Below are 1324 nucleotides of genomic sequence, written 5' to 3'. Positions count from 1 at the left end.
TGTCCCGTCCTGAATAAGGTTTACACCTTTCCCCCGAGAATCTGGAGACCTCGATGGTGCATGGTGTGAAGCGAACACAGCGTGATTACTCGCTGACTTTTAAATTGGCTGTAGTGGATCAGGTCGAAAAAGGTGAATTGACCTGTACTCAGGCCCAGGAGCGGTACGGTATCCAGGGCAAATCTACAGTTCTGGTATGGTTGCGTAAGCATGGTCGGCAGGATTGGAGCCAAGGGGCGTCGATCCGGGCCGAGAGGAGCTGCGCGATGTCCGACCCCAAAACGCTCACTCCAGAGCAGCGGATCAAAGAGCTTGAGCAGCAGCTTGAGCTGATGAGCCAGAAGGCTCAGTTCTTTGAGACCGTCGTTGATGTCCTGAAGAATGACTACGGTGTATCGGTCGTAAAAAAGCGATCCGGCAAGTCCTCTCGCAAGGTCAAGTCGCAGGACTGAGCATTGCCAGGGCTTGTCAGTTTCTAGGCATTAGCCGGCAGGCTTATTACAAGCGCAATCGAGCTGCCGACAGTAAAGCTCATCAGGCAGATCGGGTTGTCGAGTTTGTTCAGAAAATCCGGATGCGTCAGCCGCGACTGGGTACACGGAAACTGCACTATCTGCTGCATTGCCAGCCTGATAAACGAGTCCAAGTTGGCCGAGACCGGCTGTTTGAGGTTTTGGGCGAGCGCCGCTTGCTGGTGCTGCCCAAGCGGGCGTATCACAAGACAACCCAAAGCTATCATCGCTTCTACCGTCATCCCAATCTTCTCAAAGCAGGCCCAAATCAGGTAGTTCCGTCAGGGCCAGAGCACGTCTGGGTGGCGGATATTACCTACCTGCCCTCCAGAAGCGGCCCGCTGTACCTGAGCCTGGTAACGGATGCATATTCCAGAAAGATTGTTGGCCATCATGTCCATGAAAGCCTACATGCCGAGTCGGTTGCACAAGCCTTTAGACAGGCCCTGCGCAAGCGGCGGCGCCACCAGCCGTTAGTCCATCACTCCGACCGCGGTATTCAATACTGCTCAGCGCTATACCAGTCGCTGCATACAAGGCACGGAGTTCATTGCTCGATGACTGACGGGTACGACTGCTACCAGAACGCTCTAGCCGAGCGCATCAACGGAATCCTCAAAACAGAGCTGTTGCTGAGTAACCCAGAAGATCTGGAGCAGGCACGGAAGATGGTTGATGAGGCCGTGCAGATCTATAACACGGAGCGGCCTCACATGGCCCTGAAACACAAAACGCCCGATGCGGTGCATCGGGCGTTTTGAGGCCTACCGGCCTACCTGAACAGGTGTAAACCTATTTCAGGACTAGACACA

General features: G+C 54.6%; 1 protein-coding gene. It reads left to right on the top strand.

The annotated features are described in order from the left end of the window. Positions 1 to 53 precede the first annotated feature (53 nt). Positions 54 to 1273, top strand: a protein-coding gene (locus DQ397_RS14920; RefSeq protein ID WP_148921530.1) for an IS3 family transposase whose coding sequence is annotated in 2 segments (ribosomal slippage) — positions 54 to 402 and positions 402 to 1273 — 1221 coding nt in all. Because the reading frame shifts where the segments join, the coding sequence is not laid out codon by codon here. The last annotated feature ends 51 nt before the right edge of the window (positions 1274 to 1324 follow it).

Source organism: Pseudomonas sp. CK-NBRI-02, from assembly GCF_008124495.1.
Classification (GTDB): Bacteria; Pseudomonadota; Gammaproteobacteria; order Pseudomonadales; family Pseudomonadaceae; genus Aquipseudomonas; species Aquipseudomonas guariconensis.
The sequence above is the reverse complement of the archived record's forward strand: the minus strand, read 5'-3'. Positions and strand labels throughout refer to the sequence as shown.